Consider the following 20009-nt stretch of genomic DNA (forward strand, 5'->3'; position numbering starts at 1 on the left):
TTGCCGTTTTCCCGACGTCGTTGTCGCCTTAACCAGAGTGCGCGGCGTCTTGGCTTTTGCGAACTGCATTCCAGCCGGTCATTTTTACGGTGTTCGCGGAGCCAGCAACATGGGAGATCTGAATGAACGCCTGGTTATCGTGGCGTCCCAACGAGCGGCTCGCGCAGGTCATGCGCGGCGCAGTTCGCCAAGGGACGCGTGTGAGTCATCATCTTTTCAGCGTGGTCGGCGGATTTGCCGTCCTGTTCGCGCTTACGCTGTGGCTGATGCCCAGCTGGCGCCTGACGCTGGCAACGCGGCTGATGCCCTTCATTTCGGCTGCTGTGCAAGCCGGCCCCGCCCGTCTGCTGCAGGGCAATCCGCTGCCGTCGTTCGCGCCGCAACAGCGGAGCAACACGGCGCCGCAGGACGATACGCTGTCCAGCTCGTCGAATCCGGGCAAGGGCGACACGCCCAACACCGCAGCGGCCGCCGCTGACGCCGGCTACAGCGTCGCCAGCGACAACGGCAGCTTCACGGCGCCGGCAGGCACGGGTGTGAGCACGGGCCTTTCGTCGGCGGCGCTCAACGGCCTCGATCCGCGCACGCTGCCGAGCGTCGGCACGATCGCGTCGATGATCCCGTCGCAGCGCGTATCGCCCGATGCACGCGACGACCGCGTGCTGGTGTCCACCCGCGAGCAGGATCTCGTTGCAACGTTTATCGCGCGCCGCTATCGCGTGGCCCAGGAGCCCGTCAGCGAGCTCGTGAAAGCCGCATTCGACACCGGCCGCGAAGTCGGCCTCGACCCGCTGCTGTTGCTTGCCGTGATGGCGATCGAGTCGGGCTTCAACCCGTACGCGGAAAGCGGCGTCGGCGCGAAGGGCCTGATGCAGGTCATGTCGACGGTTCATTCGGACAAATTCCGCTACTTCGGCGGCCAGAGCGCGGCGCTCGAGCCGCTCGCGAACATCAAGGTCGGCGCAATCGTGCTGAAGGATTGCATCGCGCGCGGCGGTTCGCTGCCGGGCGGTTTGCGTCTGTACGTCGGTTCGACGTCGCCGGACGACGGCGGCTACGGCGCGAAGGTGATGGCAGAGCGTACGCGTCTGCGCGACGTGGCCCGTGGCCGCAAGGTGCCGATCAACTCGCCGCAAGCGCCGGCGACGGTGCAGGCTTCGACGCCGTCGTCTTCCGCGTCGTCGAATGGCGCGAACAAGCGCGTTCAGGTCACGCTCGAAGGTCATCCGCTGACGGCGGGGACGTCGGTGAAGGGCGCGGAACAGGACGATGCGAGCGCGAACACGGCGAAGCATCCGTCGCAGCCCGAGCTGGGCGCTTGAGCTAAACGCGTTCGGCTGAAAGCTGATCCGGCAAAAGAAAGGGCACCTTCGGGTGTAATGCCGTTCAGTTAAGGTCTCTTTTGAGGAACCGAACGGTATAGCGAAACGGTCTGGATTTGACGGCCCGAGCGCAACTGCGCCCGGGCCGTTTGTCGTTGGGAAGTTGCTTGAGCCGCTCGCGCAGGCGCCTGAGCAGCGCTGGCAGTTTGCCGTACGAGCGCGTCACGGCCGCCCACGTCATTTCGTACTGAATGGTGTGAAACGCGCGGATGAAGCTCAGCTCGTCGGGTGCGTGCCGGGCGTCGAGTGTCGCCCTGGCCATCTCCAGGCGAATCAGGTTATAGGCGATCAGAGCCCCCCAGAACTCCTGATAGACACCTTGTACGGTCTGGCTGCGAAGGGTCAGTTCCATGCCCAGCATCGACTGCTTCAGTTCATGGTAGCTGGTCTCGATCTGCCAGCGACGCTCGTAGCACGACACAATGTCAGCCGCCTTGAAACGCCTTCGATCAGTCAGGGACGTGAGCAATGTCCGTTGCCGGCCACGTGCATCGACGGCCAGCACGGCGCGCGCCTGCCAGAATTCGGGCAGCTCGGGGCATTTCGTGCGGGCCTGCGGCGACACACGCATGCGCACGATCTGGTCACCGTCGCACCCGCTCACGACCTCCCAGCGCAGGTTCGATCTGGCCGGGATGATGAAATGCCGGTTCTCGCCGCCTGAAGCCAGATTGCACAGGATCTGGGCCGACAGGAACCCCTTATCAAAAACGGTAATGGAGTTGTCTGGCACACGAGGGATGAGCTCACGCGCCCAGATCATCTCATTGATATCGTAAGGGCCGAACCCGGCATCACACACCAGATGCGTCGCCAGGGCGGTGAGCGTGACCGCGCGCAGTTGGGGATAGCTGCCCACCCGACCGTGAGCGGCAGCCGAGGCGCCGAAATGCCTGCGGTTGGCGACACTGTCGGTGGTTCGCAGCGTCGTGCCATCCATCGCGAATAGCGAGAATCCCTTGAACAGGTACTTCGCCTGATCCTGCGCGATCCAGTTCCGGGCCGATTCATGAAACAGCCACGCCAGGGGGGCGGCGCCGATACGCTGCCGCGCCTGGGCGATGGCGCTCTTGCTGACAAATGACGCATCGGGTGCGGGTAGCGCAAGGTCCAGTTCATCGACGACCTCGCTGATCGACTGGTGCCGATACAACGCCAGCGCAATCACTAGCCACACGACCTGCTGTGCGGGTAGCCGACGCCGACGCACGCTGGCACTGCCACTGGCCTGCACCGCATACTCGATCCATTTGTACGGCAGATGCTGGCCTAGCCGGTCCCAATCGAGCGGCGGCTGTGATTCAACAAGGAGGCGCAAATCATCGACCAGCATGGCGATGAAAGTTAACATCGCCACGCCGCGTTTACAACCAATTCGAGCTACCAATAAAAATGCCGTTCAGTCGCTTAACTGAACGGCATTACACCTTCGGGTGCCCTTTTTCGTTGGCGTAGCGGTTACGTCTAGCCGCCGAACAGCTTCCGCAGACGCTCGACCGCCTCTTCCAGCTTCGAATAAGCCGTCGCATACGACAGACGGATGTACTCGCGCGGCTGATACGAGCCGAAATCCATCCCCGGCACGAGCACGATACCCGCGTCGTGCAGCATCGCTTTAGTGAGCGCAGCGCTGTCGCCGGCGGCCGGATGGGCGACGGTGCGGCAATCCGCATAGACGTAGAACGCGCCGTCCGGCATCACGGGAACCGAAAAGCCGAGCGATTTTAGCGCGGGCGCGATGAAATCGCGGCGTCGCTTGAACTCGAGCCGGCGGCCCTCGTAGATTGCCAGGGTATCCGCCTCGAAGCAGGCGAGCGCCGCATGCTGCGCAAGCGCCGACGCGCAGATGAACAGGTTCTGCGCGAGCTTCTCGAACGCACCGACGAGGGAAGGCGGCACCACCAGCCAGCCCAGGCGCCAGCCCGTCATGTTGAAGTACTTCGAGAAGCTGTTGACGGTGACCACGTCGTCGCCAAACGACAGCGCCGACACGGGTGGCGCGTCATAGCTCAGGCCCTGGTAGATTTCGTCGACGATCGTGAAGCCGCCGCGCGCGCGGACCGCTTCGACGATGCGCTTCAGTTCGGCCGGCTCGATCGACGTACCGGTCGGATTCGACGGCGACGCGAGCAACACGCCGCGCGTGCGCTCGTTCCACAGACGTTCGACATCGGCGGCCGTCAACTGGAAGCGCTCGGCCGGGCCGCTCGGCACCAGCACCGGCTTGCCCTCGGCGGCGGCGACGAAATGGCGGTTGCACGGGTAGCTCGGATCGGGCATCAGCACTTCGTCGTCGCGATCGACGAGCGCCGCGCACGCCAGCAGCAGCGCCGCCGACGCACCCGCCGTCACGACGATCCGCGCCGGATCGATGTCGAGGCCATATGCATGCTTGTAATGCCCCGCGATCGCCTCGCGCAGTGGGTGAATGCCGAGCGCGCTCGTGTACTGCGTGACGCCGCTGCGCAGCGCGCGCGTCGCCGCCTCGATGACGGGTTCGGGCGCAGTGAAATCGGGCTCGCCGATTCCCATATGGATGATGTCGCGCCCGGCGCGCTCCAGCAGCGACGCTTCCTTCGCCAGTTCCATGACGTAGAAAGGCTGGATGGCGTCGACGCGGGCGGCCAGTTTTACGAGGGGTTCGGTCACGCTGTTCATTCGATCAATCCGGTTCAAAGCAAGTGCGCAGATAGAGCCGCGCAAATAACAAAGGCGGGCCCGCGTAACGCCGGACCCGCCTGCATCGCCAACAGCCGAAGGCAGCTACGCTCGTCGCGCTTATTGCTTGCGGGCAGCCGCCTGCGTTTCGTCGACGCGCAGCTTTGCCGACAGCTTGTCCAGCACGCCATTCACGTACTTGTAGCCATCGGCGCCGCCGAAGGTCTTCGCCAGCTCGACAGCCTCGTTGATGACAACGCGATACGGAATGTCGATGTGGTTCTTCAGCTCGTACGCGGCCACCAGCAGCACTGCGCGTTCGACGGGCGACAGCTGGTCGATCGGGCGGTCGAGGCAAGGCGCGAGATCGGCGGACAGTGCCTCCGAATCGCGGATCACGCCATGCAGGATCGCGTCCAGATGTTCGTGGTCGGCCTTGTCGTAGCCCTGGGCGCCACGCAACTGCGCGTCGATCTCACCTGCCGGCGAACCCGACAGCAGCCACTGATAAAGCCCCTGCGTGGCCAGTTCGCGGGAGCGTCGGCGTGCGCTCTTCATGCCCGTTCCTCTTCTTCGTCCTCGTCTTCGCCTTCGTCGTCGTCATCGCCGTCGAGCTGTTCGAGCGCGACCGCGAGATTCGCCATTTCGACCGCGGTGCGGGCCGCGTCACGGCCCTTCTCGGTCATGCGGGCGACGGCCTGTTCGTCGCTTTCCGTGGTCAGCACGGCGTTCGCGACGGGGATGCCGAAGTCGAGCGCGATGCGCGAAATGCCCGAGCCGCTTTCGTTCGACACGAGTTCGAAGTGGTACGTCTCGCCGCGAATGACCGCGCCGAGCGCGATCAGCGCGTCGAACTGGCCGCTTTCGGCGAGCTTTTGCAGCGCGAGGGGGATTTCCAGCGCGCCCGGCACGGTGACGAGCAGCACGTCTTCGCCCGTCACGCCGAGGCGTTCGAGTTCTTCGATGCAGGCGTCAGCGAGGCCGTTGCAGACGGGTTCGTTAAAGCGCGATTGGACGATGCCGATGCGCAGGCCGTCGCCGTCGAGATTCGGTTGGTATTGTCCGATTTCCATATGAGGTCCGTAGTGTGTTGGTTGAGCGCAGGTGAGCGAAACTGGGCAAAAAACTGAGCGTTAGAACGGTGAAAGCGTTCAGCAGTTCTGCGGCTTTTGGGCCGCGCTGCCTGGCATCGGCACGAAGCCGGTCACTTCGAGCCCGTAGCCGGACATGCTGCCCAGCTTGCGCGGGTTCGACAGCACCTGCATCTTGCCGACACCGAGTTCGCGCAGAATCTGCGCGCCGATGCCATACGTCTTGAAGTCCACCGGGCGGCGCTTGAGCGCCTCGGCCCGGCTCTTTTCGTCGAATGCCTTGAACACGTCGATCATGTGTTCCTTCGAGTCGCCGCAGTTCAGCAGCACGATCACGCCGTGATCGCGTGCGGCAATTTCCTTCATCGCGGCGTCGAGCGTCCACGAGTGCGTGGACGTGCCGACTTCCAGCAGATCCAGCACCGACAGCGGCTCGTGCACGCGCACCATCGTTTCGTGATCCGGCGTGGGCGTGCCGCGCACCAGCGCCATGTGCGGCTGGCCGCTCGGCTGGTCCAGATACATGACCGCGCGGAACGGGCCGTGCACGGTTTGCATCGTGCGTTCGCAGACGCGCTCGACGATCGATTCCGTGCGGCTGCGATAGTGGATCAGGTCGGCGATCGTGCCGATCTTCAGGCCGTGTTCTTCTGCGAACGTCAGCAGGTCGGGCAGACGCGCCATCGTGCCGTCGTCCTTGATGATCTCGCAGATCACGGCAGCAGGCGTGAGACCCGCGAGCGCCGTGAAATCGCAGCCCGCTTCCGTGTGGCCCGCGCGCACCAGCACGCCGCCCGGCTGCGCCATGATCGGGAACACGTGGCCCGGCTGGACGATATCTTCGGCGCGCGCGTTAGCCGCAACAGCCGTCGCGATGGTATGCGCGCGGTCCGCCGCCGAAATGCCCGTGGTCACGCCTTCCGCCGCCTCGATGCTGACGGTGAACGCCGTGCCGTACTGCGTGCCGTTGCGGTGCGTCATCAGCGGCAGGTTGAGCAGGCGGCAGCGTTCTTGCGTGAGCGTCAGGCAGATCAGGCCGCGGCCGTAGCGCGCCATGAAGTTGATCGCTTCCGGCGTGATGAATTCCGCAGCGATGACGAGGTCGCCCTCGTTTTCGCGGTCTTCTTCGTCGACAAGAATCACCATCCGGCCAGCTTTGAGCTCGGCGATGATTTCAAGGGTGGAGGCGAGGGTCATGTTGGCGAGAAGTTTGGGAAAGCGCGTATTTTACGCCACGCCGCCCGGCAAGTCGCCCGTCCGAACGGCATATGCCATTCGGACGAATGTTCAGCCGCAAAGAGGAAGGCGAGACTACTTCGGTGCGTTGAGCATGCGCTCGACGTATCGCGCGATCAGGTCGATCTCCAGATTGACCTGATCGCCTTCCTTCAGAGCCTTGAGCGTGGTGACTTCAACCGTATGCGGAATCAGATTGATCGAAAACTCGCAGCCGTCGTCGCGGTCGTTCACCGAGTTCACGGTGAGGCTCACGCCGTTCACGGTAATCGAGCCTTTGTATGCCAGATACTTGCCGATTTCACGCGGCGCAAGCACGCGCAGTTCGTGCGATTCGCCCACGCGCGCAAAGCGCGTCACTGTGCCGAGACCGTCCACATGGCCCGACACGATATGGCCGCCCAACCGATCATGCGAGCGCAGCGCCTTTTCGAGGTTGACTTCGCCCGTGTCGCCGAGGCCCACCGTACGGTTCAGGCTCTCGCGCGACACGTCGACGTCGAACGAAGCCGGCGACTTCTCGATCACCGTCATGCACGCGCCCTGAATGGCGATGCTGTCGCCCAGTTGCACGTCTTCCATATCGAGGCCGCCCGCATCTACATGAAGCCGAACGCCCGCGTCGGGATCATTGCCAAGCGGTTTGATCGATGCAATGCGGCCGACAGCCGCGACGATTCCCGTAAACATCGTGTCGTGTCCTATGTCGTTTGGTCAGTGCGTGGGCGTCTTTCGGATCAGGCGCGCGAGAATCCGCACGTCGTCGCCGATCCGGTCCACGGCATGAAATTCGAGTTGCGTGCGCCCATCCAGCGAGCCCGGCGCGGCGAGATTGAACATGCTCATCGAGTCATTGCCGAGCAGACTCGGCGCGAGATAGACGAGCAGTTCGTCGACGCAGCCTTCGCGCAGCAGCGATCCATTCAGCTTGTAGCCCGCTTCCACATGCAGTTCGTTGACCTCGCGCTTGCTCAGTTCTTCCAGCATGCGCGGCAGGTCGACCTTGCCGTTTTCGTTCGCGAGCGGCACGATCTCGGCGCCGCGATCGTGCAGCACGGCGGCGCGTTCTTCGAGCAGCGGCGTGAGCGTGCTGCAGAAGATCAGCGTCGGCGCGCCTGCCAGAATCTGCGCTTCGGGCGGCACTTCGAGCTGGCTGTCGATCAGCACGCGATGCGGCTGGCGCGGCGTATCGACGGCGCGCACTGTCATGCGCGGATTGTCTTCCTTCACGGTGCCGATGCCCGTCAGGATCGCCGACGCTCTGGCGCGCCACGCATGTCCGTCGTTGCGCGCAGCTTCGCTCGTGATCCACTGGCTTTCGCCCGACGGCAGTCCTGTACGGCCATCCAGCGAGGCCGCCACTTTCATCCGAACCCAAGGCCGGCCGCGCGTCATCCGCGATACGAAGCCGATGTTCAGTTCGCGCGCGTCGTTTTCGAGCAGGCCGCAGCGCACCTCGATGCCCGCGTCGCGCAGCATCGAAAGTCCGCGTCCCGACACGCGCGGATTTGGGTCTTCCATCGCGGCGACCACGCGCGAGAGCTTCGCCTCGATCAACGCATTCGCGCAGGGCGGCGTGCGGCCGAAGTGGCTGCACGGCTCCAGCGTCACGTAGGCGGTTGCGCCCTTGGGATCGTGGCCGCGCTTGCGCGCGTCCTTGAGCGCCTGGATTTCGGCGTGGTCGTGACCGGCCGGCTGCGTATAGCCTTCGCCGATCACCTCGCCGTTCTTCACCAGCACGCAACCGACGCGCGGATTCGGGTCGGTCGTGTACAGGCCGCGCCAGGCGAGGGCCAGCGCGCGCTCCATGTGGACGAAATCGGTCTGCGAGAACATCGGTTTCGGGTTATCCCTTTAGGGTTTCGTCGACGTGAATCAGACGAGCGACTTGAACGCGCCGCGCGCGGCTTCGATGGTCGCGTCGACGATCGCGTCGTCATGCGCGCTCGACACGAAGCCTGCTTCATACGCGGACGGCGCGAAGTACACGCCCGCGTCGAGCATCTTGTGGAAGAACTTGTTGAAGCGCGGGATATCGCAGTGCGAGATTTCCGCGAAGCTGCCCGGCACCGACTCCGAGAAATACAGGCCGAACATGCCGCCGACGGCATCCGCCGCGAACGGAATCTTCGCTTCGCGCGCCGCTTCCGTGAGCCCTTGCGCGAGGCGCGTGGTCTGACGCGACAACGCGTCGTAGAAGCCGGGCGCCTGGATCAGTTGCAGCGTTTTCAGACCGGCCGCGACGGCGATCGGATTGCCCGAGAGCGTTCCCGCCTGATACACGCCGCCGAGCGGCGCCAGATGAGCCATGATATCGCGCCGTCCGCCGAAGGCCGCCGCCGGCATGCCGCCGCCGATCACCTTGCCGAGACACGTGAGATCCGGCGTGATGCCGTACAACTGTTGAGCGCCGCCGAGCGCGACGCGGAAGCCGCACATCACTTCATCGAAGATCAGCACCGAGCCGTACTCGGTGCACAGGCGGCGCAGCGCGCCGAGGAATTCGGGCGTCGCGCGCACGAGGTTCATGTTGCCCGCCACCGGCTCGACGATCACCGACGCGATCTCGTTGCCGAACGCCTTGAACGCTTCTTCGAGCGCCTCGACGTTGTTGTACTCGAGCACGGTGGTGTGTTTCGCGATGTCGACGGGCACGCCCGCCGACGTCGGGTTGCCGAACGTCAGCAGGCCCGAGCCGGCCTTCACGAGCAGGCTGTCGGCGTGGCCGTGATAGCAGCCTTCGAACTTGACGATGCGGCTGCGGTTCGTGAAGCCGCGCGCGAGACGCAGCGCGCTCATCGTGGCCTCCGTGCCGCTCGACACCATCCGCACCTGTTCCATCGACGGCACGAGCTTGCAGATTTCTTCGGCGATCTCGATCTCGGCTTCCGTCGGCGCGCCGAACGAGAAGCCATTCGACAGCACGCGCTGCACGGCTTCAAGCACTTCGGGATGCACGTGGCCGACGATCATCGGCCCCCACGAGCCGATATAGTCGATGTAGCGCTTGCCCTCCGCGTCCCAGAAGTACGCGCCTTGTGCGCGCTCGATGAAACGCGGCGTGCCGCCGACCGAACGGAAGGCGCGCACAGGCGAGTTGACGCCGCCCGGAATGGTTTTCTGGGCGCGGTCGAAGAGTTCTTGATTGCTGGACATGAGCGTTGGACCTGCTTGGGTTGGGCTCGCGCGTCGAACGGCTGGGACTTGCGCGAGTGCAGTACAAAGGCGGTATTGGTATGGCGCGGATGCTCGCGCGCTGGCGCAGAGCGGCCACACGACCGTCAGGATGACCTCGTGAAATTGTACCGGAGTCGTGTCGAATCGGCCGCGAGCGGGGCGGCCGGGCGTGGGCGATTGCGCTCAGGTGTCGCCGGAATCGCTACCGCCGCCCTCGCCGTCGCCGGGCGTGCCGTCCCCGCGCTTGCGCGAACTGAAGTACATCGCGACCCGCGCCGCGCGTTTGCCCGCCGCAGCCTTGTTGGCGGCGCTCCAGGCTTGCGTCGCCTGCTCTTTCGTCGAGGTCGCCGGTGTGTCGGACTGTGGCGCGAGTGCGGCGGCGGGGCGCGCCCGCTTGCCCGTCCGTTCGATCCACAGCTTTTCGAGCGCGCCTTCGGCCATCGGTTTGATCGAGATGCCGGAGGTTTGGGCGTCCCACGTTTGCACGGAGAACGGATGCTTGCGCAGTTCGTCGCGCGTGACGACCACTTCATGATGCGCATCGACCAGATAGTCGTACACGAAGTCGACGCACAGCCGGTAGCCGCGCTTTTTGGTCGCATCGGGCACTTCGTACGGCGCGCGCGTCACATAGCCCGACGCGAACACGCCTTTGGGCTCCAGCGTCACGCGATGAACGAACACGCGATCGCCCGGCAGGATGCTGCGCGAGAAGCCGCAACCCCAGACATCGGTGACGGCTTCTCCTGCCGCAACGCGTTTTGCCACGTCGGGCAGTTCGGGCCACGGCCATTTTTTGGGGCTCCAGATCAGCAGAAAGGCGGTCATCTGGGTCGGATGTCGGTGTCGAAAGAATGGACGGCCAGCTTAACCGATAAGGCGGAGAAAGGCCGGTGGCGGGAAGGCCGCGATTGGGCGTCGGTTACAATCGGGGGCCGTATCCGCAGTGCTGCACGGTCCGCTGGGTCCAGCATCGGCCGTTCCTTGCGCGCTGCTTCTCAATGGAATTCCATGTCTCACGACGTCAGATCCCGGCCCGACGCCCGGCTGATTCTGCTGCTCGGCGCGCTCGCCGCGTGCGGGCCGATTTCGATCGATATGTACCTGCCCAGCCTGCCGTCGATCACGCAGGCTTTCAGCGTCAGCGCGGGCGCCGCGCAGAGCACGCTGACGAGCTTCATGCTTGGCTTCTCGATCGGCATGCTGCTGTACGGGCCGATGTCGGATGCGTATGGGCGGCGGCCGGTGCTGCTCGGCGGCATCGTCATGTACACGCTCGCGACGATCGTGTGCGCTTTATCACCGACGATCGGTTCGCTCATCACATTCCGCTTCGTGCAGGCGCTCGGCGCGGGCGCGGCGTCGGTGCTGGCGCGCGCGATCGCCCGTGACGCGCACGGGCCCGCCGATGCCGCGCGTGTGCTGTCGATGCTTGCCATCGTCACGTCGATCGGGCCGTTGCTGGCGCCTTTGATCGGCGGTCAGTTGTTATTGCTTGGCGGCTGGCGCGTCGTCTTTATCGCGCTGACGATTTTCGGCGCGATCTGCGCGGTGACTGCATTCACGAAGGTGCCGGAGACCTGGCCGCGCGAAAAGCGTGCGCACGGTGCCGTGTTTCAATCGTTTGCCGCGTATGGGACGTTGCTGAAGGATCCTGTCACGTGGGGGCACATGCTGTGCGGCGGTATGGCATTCGCGTCGATGTTTGCGTACATCACGGCGACGCCGTTCGTTTATATCGAGTACTTCCATGTGTCCGCGCAGCACTATGGCTTTCTGTTCGGGATGAACATCGTCGGGATCATGCTCGGGAATTTCATCAACACGCGGGTTGTTGGGCGGACTGGGCCGCTGCCTGTGATTTCTGCCGCTGCGACTATCAGCTTTGTCGCGTCACTGTTTGTCGCGTTGATGTGTCTGACGGGGTGGGGCGGGTTGTGGTCGATTGTGGCTGGGTTGTTTTTTGTGGTCGGTGTAGTGGGGTTGCTGTCGGCTAACTGCACGACCGATCTGATGCATCGATATCCGCACAACGCTGGTGCTGCTGCGGCTGTGTTTGGGGCTGTTCAACTTGCGCTAGGAGCGTTGTCTTCTTTTGCCGTTGGGCTTTGGCATGATGGCTCGCCTCAAGGCATGGGAGTCACTATTGCTGTTGCTGGGTGTTTGTGTTTTGTTGGAAGGGTTTTGGTTGTGCGGTGGCATTCCAGGTCGGTGTTGCAATAGGCGTTTTTTGTCTGCGACGCAGTCGCTCGTTTTTTGCTGCGGTGGCATCCGCGATTTCGTATCGGTGCTTCTCGCGTTGCCCCTGTGCCGCCCCGCACAGGGGCGACGCATGAAGTACAGATACGAAATCGCGGATGCCAGCGCAGCAGCAAAAAGCAAAAAGCAAAAACCAAAAACCAAAACCAGCGACTGGCGTCGCAGACAAAAAAACCGCTAATCCTTCGGCGAAGCCGCCGCCCCATGACTAAGCCAGTCGAGCACGGCCGACGTATCATCATCCGCACCCTTGCGGACTTTACTCACAGTAGCGCTAACTTCAGAAGCCGGCGCGGCACGCCGAATCGCGACCCCAACAGCCAGAATATCGATCATCAGCAGATGCAGAATCCGCGAAATCATAGAAAGCTGCGATTCGCGAATCTCGATGTGATCGGTCTCCAAAGCGACCGTCGCGCGCTTGGCCAGCGGCGTGTTACTCGACGTAATCGCGATCACCTTCGCGCCCGCCTGCATCGCCACTTCCAGCACGCGCAGCAACTCGGGCGCACGTCCCGACTTCGACACGGCAACGATCACGTCGCCCTTGCCGAGCAGCGCTGCCGACGCCGCCTGCATGTACAGATCGCCATAAGCAATCGTCGGAATGCCGAAGCGGAAGAACTTGTAGTGCGCATCCTGCGCGACGATATTCGAGTTGCCGAGCCCATAAAACTCGATGCGTCGCGCGCCGTTCAGCAGATCGATCGCCGCCTCGACATGCTCGAAGTTCAGATGCTCACGCAGCTGCAAGATCGCCGACACCGTGTTGTCCAGCACCTTCGCGCCGAAGTCGGTTGCCGTATCGCCGAGATGCACCTGGCTGTGCGAGACGGGAATCGTGCCCGTCAAACCCGTCGCCAGCTTCAGCTTGAAATCGGACAGGCCCTGGCAGCCGAGTGACCGGCAGAAGCGGATCACCGTCGGCTGGCTCACGTCGGCCTTGCGCGCGATGTCGACGATCGGGTCGTTGATGATCGAACGCGGATGGTTCAACGCGAGATCCGCGACGCGCCGCTCGGCGGGCGTCAGCGCATCGCGCATCTGACGGATACGCTCGAACACGGCCGACGAACTTCCGCCTGCGCGATTCGACAGCTGCTCCGCGAGAATCGCCGACACGCCGAGGAACGCCGGGTACTCCGCCGTGATCACGTAAGTCGGCACGTTCTTCAGATAAGCCTCGAAGCGGCCCTTCGCCTCGAAACGCTGACGGAACGACGAACGCGCGAACACTTCGCCCAGACGCGGCACCACGCCGCCGCCAATATAGATGCCGCCCAGCGCGCCGAGCGTCACCGCGATGTTGCCCGCGAACGTGCCGAGAATGCCGCAGAACACATCGATCGTTTCGGCCGCGAGCGGATCGCCGTCGAGTCCTTTCTTGACGATCTCCGAAACTTCGATCGTCGTGGGCACGCGCTTCTTGTCGCGTCCCGCGAGCGCCCGATAGATCACTTCGATGCCGGGCCCCGCCGCCACGCGCTCGAACGACACGTGCGACCACTTCTTGCGCGCGTACTGGAGAACCAGGTCTTCGCGCTCGTCCATCGGCGCGAACGTCGCGTGGCCGCCTTCGCTGCCGAGCGCGATCCAGCGGTCGTCGGCGGGAATCAGACCCGACACGCCCATGCCCGTGCCCGGGCCGAGCAGACCGATCACGCTGTTCTGACGACGCGAGCCGCCACCGACCTGCACGCGCTGCGCATCGGTGAGACCGGGCAGCGCCATGGCCAGCGCAGTGAAGTCGTTGACGACGAGCAGCGTATCGAAGCCGAGCGCACGGCGCGTCGCTTCGATCGAGAACGTCCAGTCGTGATTGGTCATGCTGACCTGATCGCCGTCGACGGGATTCGCAATCGCAATCGCCGCATGATTCACGCGACCGATCTTCGTGTCCTTCAGATATTTCTTGATGACATCCGCGACGCCCGGATATTCTGCGCAGGGATACACCAGAACCTGCGTGATTTCGCCTGGACCCGTCTCAAGCGCAAAGCGCGCATTGGTGCCGCCGATGTCGGCGAGCAGCCTCGGTCCGTCGGCGTGCTGGCCCGCGCCGGGGGCAGCCTTAGTTTGCACACCAGTAGACATCGAGTCTCACTCCCTTGTCGTTCGCCAACGTCGAGATGGCATTTTTTTGTGGGGCGGCTGCGGCGGCATTGAGCACGTCGAGCTTTTTCTGACCGGCGATCAGCAGAAACAACCGGTCGATCTTCTTCAAGGCAGACATGGACCAGCTCACGCGCGCATGCGGCGCAGCGCCGGGATGCACGGCGACGAACGGTTCGGCCGTCGAGATGGCGTGCTCCCATTCGGGCGCGTCCGCGAAAATCGACGCCGTGTGGCCGTCTTCGCCCATGCCGAGCACGGCGACGTCGGGCAGATGACGCGTGCCGCTCGCGACTTCGCCGTTCAAGGCGGCGACGTAGGCGTCGAGCAAGTGCGTCGTATCGACGAGCGGAAGGAAGGCGGCGTCACGCGCGGCATTCTGCAACAGCGTCTCGTGTGCGAGGCGGGCGTTGCTGGCGTCGTCAGTTTCGGGCACCCAGCGGTCGTCGACGAGCGTCACGGCAACGCGCTTCCAGTCGAACGGTTGCGTGGATAGCGTCTGCAGAAACGGACGCGGACTCGTGCCGCCGGACACGGCAAGGGTCGTCGGGCGAGCGCGGGTCGCGCGCGCACCGGCGGCGAGCGACGCATGTAACGCGTCGCCGACCGCCTTCGCCAGCGCGTCGGATTGGGCGCGCGGGTCGTCGAAAGCGTGAAGCTCGATCACTTCTCCTCCATGCTGCTTTCTTTGTTTGATCTGAGGTGCTGCGGGATCATGCTGTGCTGCACACGGCGCGCTGCGCGACCGATGCGATAAACGGAAAAGACATCGATCATCGCAGGTCAAAACAAAACGCGCCGTACTACTTCAAATTCAGTTCTCTTCTTCGAGCCAGCAGGTATCGTGCTGCGCGAGCATCGCGCTTGCCGCTGCCGGACCCCACGTACCTGCCGCGTACGGCTTCGGTTTGCCCGACGCGGCCCATTCGTTGAGAATCGGCTCGACCCACTTCCATGCCGCTTCCTGTTCGTCGCGACGCACGAAGAGCGCAAGGCGTCCGTTGATCACGTCGAGCAGCAGGCGTTGATACGCCTCCATCTGGCCTTCCTTGAAGAACTGGTCGAAGGCGAGGTCGAGGTGGACGCTCGACAGGTTCATCCCTTCGCCCGGCTTCTTCGCGAGGCAATACAGACGAATGGTTTCGTTCGGCTGCAGACGGATCACGAGCCGGTTCGCGCCCGCGCGCAACGCCGACGCGCCCAGCGCCGAATGCGGCACTGCGCGGAAGTTCACGACGATTTCCGCGACGCGATCGGCGAGCCGCTTGCCCGTACGCAGGAAGAACGGCACGCCCGCCCAGCGCCAGTTTTCGATCTCGACCTTCAACGCGACAAACGTTTCCGTTGCGCTGTCCGTTTTCACGCCGGGTTCGGTTGCATACGCGGGCACCGACGTGCCGCGAATGACGCCCGCGTGATACTGGCCGCGCACGGCGACCTTGCTGATGTCGCGCGGATCGATCGGCTTCAGCGCGCGCAGCACGCGCAGCTTTTCATCGCGGACGGAATCCGAATCCATCGAGTGCGGCGGTTCCATCGCGACGATCGAAAGCAGCTGCAGCAAATGGTTCTGCACCATGTCGCGCAGCGCGCCCGTATTGTCGTAGAAGTCGCCGCGGGCTTCGACGCCGAGTTCTTCCGCAATCGTGATCTGGATGCTCTCGACCCACTCGCGGCGCCACAGCGGCTCGAAGAGGGCATTGCCGAAGCGCAGCGCCAGCAGGTTCTGCACGGGCTCTTTGCCGAGGTAGTGGTCAATACGGTAGATCTGCTCTTCCGCGAAGATTTCGCCGACGGCGTCGTTGATCGCATTCGACGAACGCAGGTCATAGCCGAGCGGCTTTTCGAGCACGATGCGCGCGTGCTCGTTCAGACCGACGGAAGCCAGCGCGCGGCAGATGGGGACGAACAGCGACGGGCCCGTCGCCAGATAGAACACGCGCGTGCCGGGCAGATCCTGCAGGGCATCGCGAAGCTTCACGAAATCTTCCGCGTTGCCGAGATCGAGCTTCACGTATTCGATACGCGCGATAAAGCTCGTCCACGCGTTTTCATCGACGCCGCTCTTCGCGACGTGCGCCTTCACGTGCTCATTGACCCATCGCAGATATCCGTCACGGTCTTCCTCATGGCGCGCGACAGCCACGATCTTGCCGCTCGCCGCGAGCATGCCCGCACGGTGCGCTTCATACAGAGCGGGGAGGATCTTGCGCATCGACAGATCGCCAGTTCCGCCGAAGAGAACGAAGGTGAAGCTAGAGTCGGTTTGCATGTGTCTCCGGGGATATCCGATGGGGCTGTAAGGCGCCCGTAGTCCGATAAAATTTTTTTTGACACTGAATTGTAGTTTAACTACAATCCAAATCAAGAGGTAACGTGAATTCGATGAAAAAAGCGTGCGGGGCTTGTGAACAAGCGCCTTTTCGCGGGTGCACGTAGCTTCCCTGCATGTTAACGGACAACGCGTTCCGGCATGCGCCAGAGTGCCTTTCGAGCGCGGCGCAGCATGACGGAGACAGGCGTTTTCGGCGAATGACGTGCGCGGACCACCTCGAGTCTGCAACGCGCCGCAGTCAGAAGGCGGAGCAGGCAAAAATCAAAAGAGGAGACAGTTCTTGCACTGCACATCACTCATCTCTTGAGCGTCACGCGGCCGAACCTCGGCACGCCGGCACATCCACAACATCGTGTGCCTGTCCGACGCTCGACCGTCCAGCGTATTGCCTGTTTGACCAACCATCACACCCTGGTGACATCAGGGGCCACTCGTTTTTAGTTCAGGTGTCTGGAGGAGATAAGCAATGAAATTCCGTGCGATCATGGGCGCCCTGTGCGCCGCAGGTCTGATGTGTGGCGTCGCCACGGCACAGGCGGCCGAGTCTGTCGAAGTGCTGCACTGGTGGACGTCGGGCGGCGAGTCGAAGGCCGTCGGCGTGCTGAAGGACGACCTGCAGAAGCAGGGTTACACGTGGAAGGACTTCGCGGTGGCAGGCGGCGCGGGCGCAGCGGCCATGACGGCACTGAAGACCCAGGTGATCTCGGGCAACGCCCCGACCGCCGCTCAGATCAAGGGTCCGCTGATTCAGGACTGGGCATCGCAAGGCGTGCTGGTGAACATCGATTCCGTCGCCGGCGACTGGAAGAAGAACCTGCCGCCCGAAATCGACAAGATCATGCACGCGGACGGCCACTACGTCGCAGCGCCGTTCTCGGTGCACCGCGTCAACTGGCTGTACATCAACAAGGCAGCGCTCGACAAGGCAGGCGGCAAGGTGCCGACGACGTGGCCTGAGTTCTTCGCTGTCGCCGACAAGATGAAGGCAGCCGGCATCCAGCCGATCGCAATGGGCGGCCAGCCGTGGCAAGACCTGACGCTGTGGGAAGACGTCGTGCTGTCGCAAGGCGCGGACTTCTACAAGAAGGCGCTCGTCGACCTCGACCAGAAGACGCTGACGTCGGACAAGATGCTCGGCGTGTTCGACACGGTCCGCAAGATCCAGGGTTACTTCGACAGCGGCCGTACGGGTCGCGACTGGAACCTGGCGACGGCGATGGTCATCAACGGCAAGGCCGGCATGCAGTTCATGGGTGACTGGGCGAAGGGCGAGTTCGCTAACGCGAACAAGAAGTCCGGCTCGGACTACATCTGCGCAGCTGTTCCGGGTACGGAAAAGTCGTACACGTTCAACGTCGACTCGTTCGTGTTCTTCCAGCAGAAGGGCCAGAAGGCTGCAACGCCTGGCCAGCTGGCGCTCGCGAAGACCATCATGAGCCCGGACTTCCAGGAACAGTTCAGCCTGTACAAGGGTTCGATTCCCGTTCGTCTCGGCGTGTCGATGGATAAATTCGACGACTGCGCGAAGAAGTCCTACGCTGATGAACAGACGGCCATCAAGTCGGGCGGCTATGTGCCGTCGCTGGCTCACGGCATGGCTCAGCCGGACGCAGCAGCAGGCGCGATTTCGGACGTCGTGACGAAGTTCATGAACTCGAATCAGGACTCGAAGAGCGCGGTTGCCGCACTCGCGAAGGCTGCGAAGACGAAGTAAGGCAGTCGTAGCACAGTTGTAGCAGAACGCCCGGCGCGCATGGTCTTTAATCAGTTCATGCGCGCCGGACGACGATGGCGCGACGCATGATGCGATGCATCACCGCGCCTCTGCCGCTCGGCGTCTTTCATGGATGCCTGACGGTACAGTTCCAGGAGTCGAGTTGTGACTGCTTCTATTAGCGGAAACGCAAAAGGCACGACGCGTGCAACGCGCCCCGTGTCGCCGATGGCGGCATTGGCCGACCGCTGGATGCCGAAGCTGGTGTTGTCTCCCAGCATCGTCATCAGCCTTGTCTTTGTCTACGGTTTCATTCTCATCACCGGTTATCTGTCGCTGTCCACGTCGCGATTGATGCCGCGTTACGATTTCGCCGGTTTCGACCGGTACGCTGAACTGTTCGACAACGACGTCTGGTGGACGTCGGCGGCGAACCTTGGCTGGTTCGGCATTCCGTTCATCGCGATCTGTATCGGTCTGGGTCTGTTCCTCGCGATCCTGCTCGATCAGAAGATTCGCAACGAAGGCGCTTTGCGCGCGGTGTTCCTGTATCCGATGGCGCTGTCGTTCATCGTGACGGGCACGGCGTGGCAGTGGATTCTGAATCCGGATCTCGGCTTTCAGAAAGTGCTGAACGACTGGGGCTGGACGAGCTTTTCGTTCGGCTGGCTGGGCGACCCCGACAAGGCGATTTTCTGCGTCGTGATCGCGGCCGTGTGGCAATCGACGGGCTTCGTGATGGCGCTGTTTCTTGCCGGCTTGCGCGGCGTCGACAGCGAAATCTTCAAGGCCGCGCAAGTGGACGGCGCGACGCTGCCCACCATTTATCGCAAGATCGTGATTCCGAGCATGCGCCCCGTGTTCTTCTCGGTGCTGCTGATTCTCTGCCACATCACGATCAAGACCTTCGACCTCGTCGTCGCGTTGACGGCGGGCGGTCCGGGCACGTCGTCGTCGCTGCCCGCGATGTTCATGTACACGTTTTCGTTCAACCGTGGGCAATTGGGCGTCGGCGCTGCGTCGTCGATGATGATGCTCGCGACCGTCGTGGCCGTGCTCGTGCCGCTGATGTACCTGGAATCGAGGAGCACGCGCAATGCAGCCTAAGATGAACTTCAGTCGCGCGGTGATTTACGCGGCGCTGATCCTGTTTGCGCTGTACTTCCTGTTCCCGCTGTACGTGATGCTGTCGACTTCGTTCAAGGACATCGACCAGCTTCGCACGGGCAACCTGCTGACGCCGCCGACACACTGGACGTTCGCGCCGTGGGTGAAGGCGTGGAGCCAGGCATGTACGGGCGTGCGCTGCGACGGCATGGAGCCGTTCTTCATGAACTCGGTGAAGATGGTGATTCCGGCCGTGCTGATCTCGTCGATCATCGGCGCGTTCAACGGTTATGTGCTGACGCACTGGCGTTTCCGCGGCGCGGACGCGCTGTTCACGATGCTGCTGGTCGGCTGCTTCATTCCGTTCCAGGCAATTCTGCTGCCGATGGCGCGTCTGCAAGGCTTCTTCGGTCTGTCGAACACGATCGGCGGGCTGGTGCTGGTGCACGTCGTCTACGGTATCGCGTTCACGACGATGTTCTTCCGCAACTTCTACGTGAGCGTGCCGGCTGAACTCGTGAAGGCAGCGCGTATCGACGGTGCAGGGTTCTTCATGATCTTCACGAAGATCATGATGCCGATCTCGCTGCCGATTTTCATGGTCTGCCTGATCTGGCAATTCACGCAGATCTGGAATGACTTCCTGTTCGGTATCGTGTTCTCCGGCGTCGATTCGATGCCGATCACCGTGGCGCTGAACAACCTCGTGAATACGTCGACGGGCGTGAAGGAATACAACGTCGACATGGCGGGCGCGATCATCGCGGCACTGCCGACGCTGCTCGTCTACGTGATCGCCGGCCGCTACTTCGTGCGCGGTCTGACGGCGGGTGCGGTGAAGGGCTAATTTTTACGCGGCCGCTGCTTGCGTTGAGGCGAGCAGCGGTGCTCAACGGTATTCGGCTCGCGTCGCCAGCTAGCGACGCATCAGCAGTACA

17 protein-coding genes are annotated in these 20009 nt (G+C 63.1%); 5 read left to right on the plus strand and 12 right to left on the minus strand.

Features of this window, described 5'->3' with window-relative positions; all coding sequences use genetic code 11:
• Window positions 1-122 precede the first annotated feature (122 nt).
• A complete protein-coding gene (locus QEN71_RS03265; RefSeq protein WP_201650603.1) occupies window positions 123-1322 on the plus strand; it encodes a transglycosylase SLT domain-containing protein in 1200 nt (399 codons plus the stop codon).
• 64 nt (window positions 1323-1386) lie between these two features.
• On the opposite strand, the gene QEN71_RS03270 is transcribed toward QEN71_RS03265, so the two are convergent.
• The 9 genes from QEN71_RS03270 to QEN71_RS03310 all read right to left on the minus strand — a co-directional run bounded on the left by QEN71_RS03270 (window position 1387) and on the right by QEN71_RS03310 (window position 10372).
• Window positions 1387-2715, minus strand: a complete 1329-nt coding sequence (locus QEN71_RS03270; protein WP_407675468.1) for an IS4 family transposase — start codon at window positions 2713-2715, stop codon at window positions 1387-1389.
• A gap of 131 nt (window positions 2716-2846) precedes the next feature.
• A complete protein-coding gene (locus QEN71_RS03275) occupies window positions 2847-4040 on the minus strand; it encodes a pyridoxal phosphate-dependent aminotransferase (protein WP_201661434.1) in 1194 nt (397 codons plus the stop codon).
• A gap of 120 nt (window positions 4041-4160) precedes the next feature.
• On the minus strand, window positions 4161-4598 hold the full coding sequence (gene nusB / locus QEN71_RS03280; RefSeq protein WP_012400028.1) for a transcription antitermination factor NusB: 438 nt from the start codon (window positions 4596-4598) through the stop codon (window positions 4161-4163).
• Window positions 4595-5113, minus strand: a complete 519-nt coding sequence (gene ribH, locus QEN71_RS03285) for a 6,7-dimethyl-8-ribityllumazine synthase (RefSeq protein WP_201661438.1) — start codon at window positions 5111-5113, stop codon at window positions 4595-4597. Before ribH ends, nusB begins: the two co-directional genes overlap by 4 nt.
• Window positions 5114-5191: 78 nt before the next feature.
• A complete protein-coding gene (ribBA, locus tag QEN71_RS03290) occupies window positions 5192-6328 on the minus strand; it encodes a bifunctional 3,4-dihydroxy-2-butanone-4-phosphate synthase/GTP cyclohydrolase II (protein ID WP_201661440.1) in 1137 nt (378 codons plus the stop codon).
• A gap of 114 nt (window positions 6329-6442) precedes the next feature.
• Complete coding sequence (locus QEN71_RS03295) at window positions 6443-7057, minus strand: riboflavin synthase (protein ID WP_201661442.1); 615 nt, start codon at window positions 7055-7057, stop codon at window positions 6443-6445.
• A 24-nt stretch (window positions 7058-7081) separates the two neighbouring features.
• The gene (gene ribD / locus QEN71_RS03300; protein WP_201661444.1) at window positions 7082-8203 is read right to left on the minus strand and encodes a bifunctional diaminohydroxyphosphoribosylaminopyrimidine deaminase/5-amino-6-(5-phosphoribosylamino)uracil reductase RibD; all 1122 of its coding nucleotides are present in this window, start codon (window positions 8201-8203) and stop codon (window positions 7082-7084) included.
• A 39-nt stretch (window positions 8204-8242) separates the two neighbouring features.
• Complete coding sequence (gene hemL / locus QEN71_RS03305) at window positions 8243-9523, minus strand: glutamate-1-semialdehyde 2,1-aminomutase (RefSeq protein ID WP_201661446.1); 1281 nt, start codon at window positions 9521-9523, stop codon at window positions 8243-8245.
• Between the two features lie 204 nt (window positions 9524-9727).
• Window positions 9728-10372, minus strand: coding sequence for a hypothetical protein (locus QEN71_RS03310; protein WP_201661466.1), 645 nt, complete (start codon window positions 10370-10372; stop codon window positions 9728-9730).
• 183 nt (window positions 10373-10555) lie between these two features.
• Here QEN71_RS03310 and QEN71_RS03315 point away from each other — a divergent pair, with 183 nt between their 5' ends.
• A complete protein-coding gene (locus tag QEN71_RS03315; protein WP_201661468.1) occupies window positions 10556-11767 on the plus strand; it encodes a Bcr/CflA family multidrug efflux MFS transporter in 1212 nt (403 codons plus the stop codon).
• A 213-nt stretch (window positions 11768-11980) separates the two neighbouring features.
• Here QEN71_RS03315 and QEN71_RS03320 read toward each other — a convergent pair whose 3' ends face one another.
• The 3 genes from QEN71_RS03320 to zwf form a co-directional block, all read right to left on the minus strand.
• A complete protein-coding gene (locus QEN71_RS03320) occupies window positions 11981-13897 on the minus strand; it encodes a bifunctional transcriptional regulator/glucokinase (protein ID WP_201661470.1) in 1917 nt (638 codons plus the stop codon).
• On the minus strand, window positions 13875-14582 hold the full coding sequence (pgl, locus tag QEN71_RS03325; protein ID WP_201661472.1) for a 6-phosphogluconolactonase: 708 nt from the start codon (window positions 14580-14582) through the stop codon (window positions 13875-13877). The genes QEN71_RS03320 and pgl overlap by 23 nt, the downstream gene beginning before the upstream one ends.
• A 147-nt stretch (window positions 14583-14729) precedes the next feature.
• Window positions 14730-16187: a glucose-6-phosphate dehydrogenase gene (zwf, locus tag QEN71_RS03330; protein WP_201661474.1), complete on the minus strand. Its 1458-nt coding sequence runs from the start codon at window positions 16185-16187 to the stop codon at window positions 14730-14732.
• A 529-nt stretch (window positions 16188-16716) separates the two neighbouring features.
• On the opposite strand from zwf, the gene QEN71_RS03335 reads away from it, so the two are divergent.
• The 3 genes from QEN71_RS03335 to QEN71_RS03345 all read left to right on the plus strand — a co-directional run bounded on the left by QEN71_RS03335 (window position 16717) and on the right by QEN71_RS03345 (window position 19918).
• Window positions 16717-17964 carry an ABC transporter substrate-binding protein gene (locus tag QEN71_RS03335; RefSeq protein WP_201661476.1) on the plus strand — a complete coding sequence of 416 codons (1248 nt, stop codon included), beginning with the start codon at window positions 16717-16719 and terminating at the stop codon, window positions 17962-17964.
• Between the two features lie 165 nt (window positions 17965-18129).
• On the plus strand, window positions 18130-19071 hold the full coding sequence (locus QEN71_RS03340; RefSeq protein WP_377791988.1) for a carbohydrate ABC transporter permease: 942 nt from the start codon (window positions 18130-18132) through the stop codon (window positions 19069-19071).
• A complete protein-coding gene (locus QEN71_RS03345) occupies window positions 19061-19918 on the plus strand; it encodes a carbohydrate ABC transporter permease (protein ID WP_201661478.1) in 858 nt (285 codons plus the stop codon). The genes QEN71_RS03340 and QEN71_RS03345 overlap by 11 nt, the downstream gene beginning before the upstream one ends.
• Window positions 19919-20009 lie beyond the last annotated feature (91 nt).

The organism is Paraburkholderia sabiae, assembly GCF_030412785.1.
Lineage (GTDB): Bacteria > Pseudomonadota > Gammaproteobacteria > Burkholderiales > Burkholderiaceae > Paraburkholderia > Paraburkholderia sabiae.